Genomic DNA, 8,646 nt, shown 5'->3' with positions numbered 1-8,646 from the left:
CCCACGCGCGACCCGCGCGCGATGGGGGCCTCCATCACCGGCATCCGGTGATTGCGAAGATCTTTCCATTCGTCAGTCCGGGGCGCTCGCCAAGCGAGGGAGGCCGGATTCCATAACCACGAATGTTCGAATCCGTAAAATTACGGTATACGTTCCTTAACGAATGTCTGGGACCTTCCGCCTCGGCGAGGAAGCTCACATGTTCAAATTCCGATCGATATCGGCGCGCCTGATTCTGGCGCTTTCTCTGACGGTCGCAATCGCCTGCGCGGTTCTCGGAACATTCTCGGTTCTGCAGCAGCGCGCGCTGACCCGCGTCGCGCTGGAGCAGCAGATGAAGCTGCAGTTCGACAGTGTGATCGCTGCGATCGACTATGAGGGCCGCACCGCGCTTGCCCTGAGTTCGACTCTCGCTGCGTTGCCGCCGGTCGTCGATGCCGTCACCAGGAACGACCGCGACGCGCTCGGGGCGCTGCTTGGCGGCGCGATGACGGACCTGACGGCGCAGGGCATCCCGCTGGTGAATGTCTGGTCGCCGCCTGCGACCAACTTCTATCGCGTGCACGCGCCAAAGATTTTCGGCGACGATACCTCCAAGCGACGCATCACCGTCGTCGAAGCGAACCGCACCGGGCGGCAGATCGCCGGCGTCGAACAGAGCCGACTGTCGCTCGGAATCTTTGGCATGACGCCGATCATTCGTGACGGAAAGACCATCGCCACCGTCGATATTGGCGCCGCGTTCGGCAAGGAATTCGTCGATCGAGCCAAGCAGCGCTTTGGCATCGATCTCGCCGTGTACTGGGTCCACGATCAGAAGTTCGAGCGCCTGTCTTCGACCTTCGGCGAGGAGGTCGTATCAAGCCAGGACGAATTAAAGGCCGTGTTCAACGGTGCAGCGCTGCATCGGGACGCCACGCTGGGCGGACGGCCCGCCACGCTCTATGTCGGTCAGATCAAGAACTATGCGGGCGAGCCGATCGCGCTTCTGGAGATCATCAAGGACACTACCGCCTACGAGGCGGCGGCCGCAACCGCGCAGCGCGAGCTGATCTTCGGTACGCTGGCAATCCTGGTCCTCGCCGTACTGGTCGCATTGTTCGTCGCGCGCGGGATTTCGCGCCCGATGGTCGCAATCACGGCAGTGATGCACCGGCTGTCGAGCGGCGATACCGACGTCGTGATTCCGGGCGGCGCACGCAAGGACGAGCTCGGCACGATGGCGCAGGCGGTCGACGTGTTCCGCCGCAACATCATCGAGACACAAAGCCTGCGCGAGGCGCAGGAAGCTGCCCAGTCCAAGGCCGAGCTGGAGAAGAAGGCTCTGCAGCGGCAGATGGCGGATCGCTTCGAGGCCGACGTCAAGAGCGCCGTGGCCGCGGTGGGCAAGGCCGCCCAGGAGATGGAGCACGTGATCGGCGAGATCACGGCAAGCGTCAATGGGACTTCGCTGCGCGCGGCCGCCGCCGCTGCGGCGTCGGAGCAGGCCTCAGCCGGAGTCTCGACCGTTGCGGCGGCTTCCGAAGAGCTGGCCTCTTCGGTCAGCGAGATCGGGCGTCAGGTCGCGCATTCTTCGACTGTTGCAGACGCCGCCGTGGTCAAGGCCAAGCAGACCACGGAGATGGTCGGCAGCCTGGCTGCCGCTGCCGACAAGATCGGCGACGTGCTGCGCCTGATCGATGCCATCGCCAGCCAGACCAACCTGCTGGCGCTCAACGCCACCATCGAGGCGGCGCGCGCCGGCGAGTCCGGTCGCGGCTTCGCGGTGGTCGCGGCGGAGGTGAAGGAGCTCGCCGGCCAGACCGCCAAGGCGACCGAGGAGATCGCGCGTCAGGTCAGCTCGATCCAGGCCGCCACCTCCGACTGCGTCAGCGCAATCGGCGGCATCAGCGGGACCATCGAGGAGATCAGCGGCATCGCGGCGACCATTGCGGCCGCGGTCGAGGAGCAGAGCTCGGCAACGCGCGAGATTGCCCGCAGCGTCCAGCAGGCCGCAGCCGGCACCGGCGAGGTTTCTCAGAACGTTACAGGCGCCAGCAACGCCGCCGAGCAGTCGCGCCGCCTTGCCGACAACGTCAAGCTGGCTGCGGGCGAGCTTGGCCAGCATGCGAACGACTTGTTCAGAAGCGTCGACACCTTCCTGGCGCGATTGCGCGACGCCGCCTAGCCGAGGTGAAGTGGACCCAGGATTTGGGACCAGTGGCTTGATTGGAAACTGACCGTTTCGTTTGGAAGCCGAGGACCAGCGCGAGCTCGCTCGCGACCTCGATCGTCGCGGCCAGCATCGCCCACAGCTGCGCCGAACCGGGCAGATCCGCGATGAAATGGGTGAGCAACGTCAGGTCCCGTCGGGAAAATCTTGCGATGTGCCAACAGCGAGCGTCTCGATCGCAATTGGGAGGCCTAGGTCAAGGGCCGCTGTCCAATGACCATCGCGAGAACGGTGCGACCGAGATCGACCGTCGATTCGACCAATTGATCTGCGCCGGCGCCTTCCAGTTCATCTCGGGTGCCATAGCCCCAGAGGACTCCAAGACCGCGCATTCCAACCGCATGGGCCCCGGAGACGTCGTAGCGGCGGTCCCCGACCATCAAGCTGCGCGCGGGTGCAATATCATGCTCCGACAGGATATGGGCGAGCAGCTCAGGCTTGTGGTCCAGTTCTCCGCCCGGCACCGAGCCGTGGATGCCGTGGAAATATGCCGCAAGCTCCAGATGCTCCAGGATACGGCGCGCGAATGCCTCGCGCTTCGATGTTGCCAGATATAGTCGCAATCCTGCCTGCTGCATCTCTCTGAGAGCATTGCCTATTCCCGGGTAGGGCTCGCTTCCGAGCAGGCCGCTGTCGCCGTAGTGCTGACGAAAGGCCGCTGCTGCCTCGGCAACCCTGTCGTCCCCATATGGCTGCAGCAGGAATTGCATCACGTCCTCGAGCGGGGGCCCGATGACCCGCTGGATGTCGAGAATTTCGTCCGGCTCGTGTCCCAGAGTGCGCAGCGCCACGCGGCAACTTGCCAGAATGCCGGGCTGCGAATCAATCAGGGTGCCGTCGAGATCGAGAAGGACAGAGCAGGGCGGGACCATGGCTTCAGCATAGTGATCACGGCCAGGCGAGTAAATGTTCGCGTGATTCGAATTCCGCTGGATGTCGGGCGGATCATGATCCGCCCTCGCCAAGCTCCAGGATGGCAGTGATTTTTTGCTGCTTGTCAGCCAGCGGCGACTGGCTCAATCAGGGGAGCCGTATCGATCGGCAGCGAAAAGTGCTCGACTCGCTTCGAGGGCTCCTTATTGAACAAAAGCCGAGTAACGTCAGGGCGGGAATAGTGGCCGGCTGGGTCCGCCGCGTTCTTTGCTACGCCGATCATCCCGAGGTCAATATCTGCATACAGGATGCCCTCCTGATCCGGCTGAAGCTTCTCGACGAGTTGTGATCCGTCCGGACCGTAGATCACTGCATAGCCGCCGCCGGCGTGAAGCAAGGCATTTTTGTCCGGGGTGTCGCAAAGTTCTTCGATCATGGCCTGAGAGACGGTGGCGCATGGCGCCAGCACGAAACACGAGCCTTCCACCGCGTAGATTTTGCTGGCGGCGTTGTTGACATCAGCACCAAGCGCGTGCGCGAAAGGATCGTACACGGAGAAACTCGGCCACGCCGCAACATGCACCTGTTCGTCCTGCGCATACATGGCGTATTTCGAGAGCGGCTGAAGGTGCTCCCAACAACAGAGAGCGCCGAGGCGGCCTATGTCGGGGCAAGCGTGGACGGAAAGGTCGCTGCCGTCGCCATCACCAAAGACCGAACGTTCGACGTGGGTCGGACGAAGTTTACGACGCTTCGCGATTGTCTCGCCGTCCGGCCCAATCATCCACTGCGCGATGTAGAGGCTGCCGCCGCTGCGTTCGGAGAGGCCCATCACGGCAGTCAAACCCGCCGCCTTGACCGCCTTGCGCAGCTTCTCCGCCTCTGAGCTATCGTAGGACAGGGAATTGTCAAAATAACGCTGGACAAAGCCGCGACCAATTCCCCATGCTGGTGCGCCGAGCCAGATGTGCCAAGGATAGCCGGGTAAGAAGGTTTCGGGGAACGCAACGAGCTTCGCGCCGTTTTTCGAAGCCTCATTGATCAAAGCGATGGTTTTGTCCACGCTTGCATCGAGATCAAGCCAAGCCGGCGCCGCCTGGACCACCGCGACCTTGTATTTCGGATGCTGAATACCCACCGGCTCCTCCATTGCTGTCGAAAACGAAACTGATGCCGACGAATTGGGCAGCAGATCCGCGACCATAGGAGAAAGCCTGGTTGTCTGCTTGATCGAGGCGGAACAATAACTTGACTGACCGGGTCATCGGCCGTCGATTGGTGACTTGCCTGCCCGGACGCACCGCGTATAGCCTGCGGTCGCCACGAAGACGACCGCCACGAAGACAAGGTCCTGATCGACGCAAGGGAGGTTCTGCCGTGACAGTTCGGCTCGATACCGCCTCGGTGCCTGCCCCTCGCCGCCTTGGACTGTGGCAGGACATCGTCTGCGACGTATTCGTCCAACTGGATTGCAAGTCGGACCAGGAGGATTTTCAGGGGGCCGTCACGCAATCGACATTGGGCTCGCTCTCGCTGACACGTGTTGAGGCCTCGCGACAGCGAGTATTTCGAACACGTTCGCGAATCTCCCGTGCAAAGGAGAACTATCTGCTTTTCGCATTCGGAGCGCAGGGCGTCGGCGGCGTCGTCCAGGATGGACGCGAGACGTTGATCCGCCCCGGCGAATTCGCATTTTACGATACGACGAGGCCCTATGAACTGTCATTTGACGGGAGCTTTACCCAGCAAATCCTCCAGGTCCCGCGCGATCTTGCGCTGAAGCGGTTTGGGTCGGTTGACCAACTCGCGGCGACAACGTTCGGACGTAACGGCCCCCTCCAACGCTTGGCTGCCGATTTCGTCTTGAGCATCTCTCAAATCATCGAAACCCTGGATGACGCCGCGGCAGACCGGTTGTCCGTTCAGGCGCTCGAAATGGTCGCTCTTGCGCTTGATCATGAATGTCGTGGTCTCGCCACCATCAAGAGCACACATCGTTCGGTGCTACTGACCAGATTGAAGGCCTACATCCAGGCCCGTTTGAACGACCCGGAGCTTTCGCTTGACCGGGCAGGGTCGGCGCTTGGCATGTCGCCAAGGTACATCAATGCGCTGCTCGAGGCGGAGCAGCAGTCATTCGGTCGGTATGTCCTTGCGCAGCGTCTCGATCGTTGTCGATGCGACCTCGCCGATCCCGTTCATGGGCACAAGCAAATCGCCGAGATAGCCTACAATTGGGGCTTCAACGATCTATCGCATTTCAGTCGCGCATTCCGGTTCAAGTTTGGGATGGCGCCACGCGAATATCGTGCGTCGAGATTGTGCTCCAATCCCAAGCGGGGTATCTCGAAGAAGCGGTAGCGATGCGGTCGAGCGAAAGATCACGTGCTCGCGGATCGGGCAGCATGGCTCCGGCGCGGCCGACTGCCGGCTTCGCAAGCGCCTGATGCGGATGCGCGCCTTTCCGAATTTTCTCAACACTCAACAACAGCAAGAAGGACGAATTCATGGCCAAGGAAATTCTCGTCGGGTTTGGCATCGATGTCGATGCGGTCGCGGGCTGGCTCGGCTCCTATGGCGGCGACGACTCACCGGACGACATTTCGCGCGGCCTGTTCGCAGGCGAGGTCGGCGCACCACGGCTTCTGAACCTGTTCAAGCGTTTCGGCATCAGGACCACCTGGTTCATCCCCGGCCATTCCATCGAGACATTCCCCGAGCAGATGAAGGCCGTCGCCAATGCCGGCCACGAGATCGGCATCCACGGCTACAGCCACGAGAATCCGATCGCGATGACCCGGCAGCAGGAAACCGCCGTGCTCGACAAATCCATCGAGCTCGTCACAGGGCTGTCGGGCCGGCGCCCGACCGGCTATGTGGCGCCGTGGTGGGAATTCTCGACCGTCACCAACGAGCTGTTGCTCGAGCGCGGACTGAAATACGACCACTCGCTGATGCATAACGACTTCCATCCCTACTATGTCAGGGTCGGCGACAGCTGGACCAAGATCGACTATTCCAAGAAGCCCGAGGAATGGATGGTGCCGCTGAAACGCGGCCACGAGACCGATCTGATCGAGATTCCCGCGAACTGGTATCTCGACGATCTGCCGCCGATGATGTTCATCAAGAAGAGCCCGAACAGCCACGGTTTCGTCAGCCCGCGCCACCTCGAGGAGACCTGGCGCGATCAGTTCGACTGGGTCTATCGGGAGCATGACTATGCCGTGTTCCCGATCACCATTCACCCCGACGTCTCCGGGCGGCCGCAGGTGCTGTTGATGCTGGAACGGCTCTACAACCACATCGCCTCGCATCCCGGCGTGAAGTTCGTCACCATGGACGAGATGGCCGACGATTTCGCCAGGCGCTTCCCGCGCAAGAAGTAGGAGGAACGCAGCCCATGTGCGCGCTGTGCGGCAGTCTCGGCGGCGACGAGCATTGGACCGACGCGGTGGCGCGTGAGGGCGTCTTCACGCGCAATGACGATCCGGCGCGGCGCCGCCACGAGCGCGGCCGCCGCGTCGAGGTCGCCAACCGTGTGCTGAAGCTCTATGGGTTGAAGCTCTCCGATTGGCAGGGCGCCTCGTTCCTGCTGGCGACCTTCACCGGCAAGAGCGAGATGGTCGGCGACCTCGGCCATCTCTGGGCCGCGGCCGAGCGATTGACGGGCCGCAGCTGCGATCCGCTGGATCCGAAGCTGCTGGCCCGGCTCGACGCCGATGGCTGACGGTGCGCCCGCCTTCACGCCCGTGACCTTGCTCACGGGTTTTCTCGGCTCCGGCAAGACCACACTGCTGCGCCGGCTGCTCGGTGACCCCGCGCTGCACGATACCGCTGTCATCATCAACGAGTTCGGCGAGGTCGCGCTCGATCACCTCTTGGTGGAGCGGCTCGATGGCGAAACCGTGCTGCTCGGCTCCGGCTGTCTGTGCTGCACGGTGCGCGGCGACCTTGCCGCCACCCTGCGGGATCTGGATTCGCGCCGCGAGCGCGGGACGATCCCGCTATTTCGCCGACTGGTGATCGAAACCACCGGGCTCGCCGACCCGTTCCCGGTGCTCTCGACCTTGCGGGCCGATCCGATGCTGCGCCATCATTTTCTCGCCGCCGGCGTGGTGACCGCCGTCGACGCGGTCCACGGGCTGATGCAGCTCGACCGCTACGTCGAGTCGATGCGACAGGCGGCGATCGCCGACGTCATTGCGCTGACCAAGACCGACATCGCCGGCGACGACATGGTCGTGTCGCTGCAGGCGCGCCTTGCCGCGCTCAATCCGCAGGCGCCGGTGATTCGGGTCGCGGAGGGGCCGCTGCCGGCGAACGCTTTGCTCGCTGCCGGCCGCAGCCCGTTCAGGGCTGTCGGCGAACCGGACGGAGCAGCCGCGCACACCAAAGCGCGTGCCGTCACGATCGTCGTCGATGAGCCGCTCGACTGGAGCAGTTTTGGCGTCTGGCTGACGATGCTGCTCAACCGGCACGGCACGAGGATATTGCGAGTCAAGGGATTGCTGGCGCTGTGCGGGGAGGCGAGGCCGATTGCGGTCCACGGCGTGCAACACCTCGTGCATGCGCCGACCCATCTCGATGCCTGGCCGGATGGCGACCGCCGGTCGCGGCTGCTGTTCATCGTCGAAGACCTCGATCCCGAGCTGATCCGTCGCTCGTTCGCAGCTTTTGCCCGGCTCGGCGGCAGCCAATCGATGAGGATGCTCTGATGATCGCCCTGTCCGAAATCCAGGCCGCGGCCGACGCCATTCGCGGCCAAGTCGCGCAAACGCCGCTGGCGCCGTCGCGAACGCTGTCGGAACTGACCGGCGCCGAGGTCTGGCTCAAATTCGAAAACATGCAGTTCACCGCGTCTTTCAAGGAGCGCGGTGCGCTGAATGCGATGCTTCGGCTCGGTCGCGATCAGATGCGTCGCGGTGTGATCACGATGTCGGCTGGCAATCATGCCCAGGCGGTCGCCTATCACGCGCGTCGGCTCGGCATTGCGGCGACCATCGTGATGCCGCGAGGGACGCCGCTGATCAAGGTGATCCAGACCGAGGGGCACGGGGCGCAGGTGGTGCTCGAAGGGGACGACCTGACGGCTGCTGCGGCGCATGCCCGTCGGCTGCGGGCCGAGGGCAATCTCTGCTTCGTCCACCCCTATGACGATCCGAACGTGATCGCGGGGCAGGGAACGCTGGCGCTCGAGGTTATCGCCGGGCTTCCCGATCTCGACATCATGGTGGTCCCGATCGGCGGCGGCGGCCTGATTTCGGGCGCGGCGTCCGCGCTCAAGGCGCTCAAGCCCTCCATCGAGATCGTCGGCGTTCAGGCCGCACGATTTCCCTGCATGTATGAAGCGCTGCGCGGTCAGGACCCATCGCCGTCGGCCGGCCGGACGACGATTGCCGAAGGTATCGCCGTCAAAGACGTCGGCAGCCGCTGCCTGTCGATCGTGCGCGCGTTGGTCGACGAGATCGTGCTGGTCAGCGAGCCCGAAATCGAACGCGCGGTCAGCCTCATGATCATGATCGAAAAGACGGTCGCGGAAGGCGCCGCCGCCGCCGTTC

The 8,646-nt window shown here is 63.3% G+C and carries 8 protein-coding genes; 6 read left to right on the top strand and 2 right to left on the bottom strand.

Going from position 1 to position 8,646, the window contains the following annotated elements:
• Window positions 1-199 precede the first annotated feature (199 nt).
• Window positions 200-2,167 carry a methyl-accepting chemotaxis protein gene (locus WCB02_RS35965; protein WP_423966296.1) on the top strand — a complete coding sequence of 656 codons (1,968 nt, stop codon included), beginning with the start codon at window positions 200-202 and terminating at the stop codon, window positions 2,165-2,167.
• A gap of 236 nt (window positions 2,168-2,403) precedes the next feature.
• Here the strand turns inward: WCB02_RS35965 and WCB02_RS35960 are convergent, their stop codons facing one another.
• Both WCB02_RS35960 and WCB02_RS35955 read right to left on the bottom strand, forming a co-directional pair.
• On the bottom strand, window positions 2,404-3,084 hold the full coding sequence (locus WCB02_RS35960; protein ID WP_423966294.1) for an HAD hydrolase-like protein: 681 nt from the start codon (window positions 3,082-3,084) through the stop codon (window positions 2,404-2,406).
• A gap of 125 nt (window positions 3,085-3,209) precedes the next feature.
• On the bottom strand, window positions 3,210-4,223 hold the full coding sequence (locus WCB02_RS35955; RefSeq protein WP_423966298.1) for a carbon-nitrogen hydrolase family protein: 1,014 nt from the start codon (window positions 4,221-4,223) through the stop codon (window positions 3,210-3,212).
• Between the two features lie 239 nt (window positions 4,224-4,462).
• Here WCB02_RS35955 and WCB02_RS35950 point away from each other — a divergent pair, with 239 nt between their 5' ends.
• The 5 genes from WCB02_RS35950 to WCB02_RS35930 all read left to right on the top strand — a co-directional run.
• The gene (locus WCB02_RS35950) at window positions 4,463-5,446 is read left to right on the top strand and encodes a helix-turn-helix domain-containing protein (RefSeq protein ID WP_423966290.1); all 984 of its coding nucleotides are present in this window, start codon (window positions 4,463-4,465) and stop codon (window positions 5,444-5,446) included.
• Between the two features lie 146 nt (window positions 5,447-5,592).
• Window positions 5,593-6,474 carry a polysaccharide deacetylase family protein gene (locus WCB02_RS35945; protein WP_423966288.1) on the top strand — a complete coding sequence of 294 codons (882 nt, stop codon included), beginning with the start codon at window positions 5,593-5,595 and terminating at the stop codon, window positions 6,472-6,474.
• Between the two features lie 14 nt (window positions 6,475-6,488).
• Window positions 6,489-6,815: a hypothetical protein gene (locus WCB02_RS35940; protein ID WP_423966286.1), complete on the top strand. Its 327-nt coding sequence runs from the start codon at window positions 6,489-6,491 to the stop codon at window positions 6,813-6,815.
• On the top strand, window positions 6,808-7,803 hold the full coding sequence (locus WCB02_RS35935; RefSeq protein WP_423966284.1) for a CobW family GTP-binding protein: 996 nt from the start codon (window positions 6,808-6,810) through the stop codon (window positions 7,801-7,803). Before WCB02_RS35940 ends, WCB02_RS35935 begins: the two co-directional genes overlap by 8 nt.
• Window positions 7,803-8,646: pyridoxal-phosphate dependent enzyme (locus WCB02_RS35930; RefSeq protein ID WP_423966282.1), on the top strand; the 844-nt coding region annotated here is incomplete at its 3' end. The genes WCB02_RS35935 and WCB02_RS35930, both read left to right, overlap by 1 nt.

This window comes from Bradyrhizobium sp., from assembly GCF_049581145.1.
Classification (GTDB): domain Bacteria; phylum Pseudomonadota; class Alphaproteobacteria; order Rhizobiales; family Xanthobacteraceae; genus Bradyrhizobium.
The sequence above is the reverse complement of the archived record's forward strand: the minus strand, read 5'-3'. Positions and strand labels throughout refer to the sequence as shown.

Bases quoted from the DNA above. Each gene is read 5' to 3' on its own strand.
- WCB02_RS35935 (WP_423966284.1), top strand. From the start codon at position 6,808: ATGGCTGACGGTGCGCCCGCCTTCACGCCCGTGACCTTGCTCACGGGT.
- WCB02_RS35960 (WP_423966294.1), bottom strand. From the start codon at position 3,084: ATGGTCCCGCCCTGCTCTGTCCTTCTCGATCTCGACGGCACCCTGATT.
- WCB02_RS35940 (WP_423966286.1), top strand. From the start codon at position 6,489: ATGTGCGCGCTGTGCGGCAGTCTCGGCGGCGACGAGCATTGGACCGAC.
- WCB02_RS35945 (WP_423966288.1), top strand. From the start codon at position 5,593: ATGGCCAAGGAAATTCTCGTCGGGTTTGGCATCGATGTCGATGCGGTC.
- WCB02_RS35965 (WP_423966296.1), top strand. From the start codon at position 200: ATGTTCAAATTCCGATCGATATCGGCGCGCCTGATTCTGGCGCTTTCT.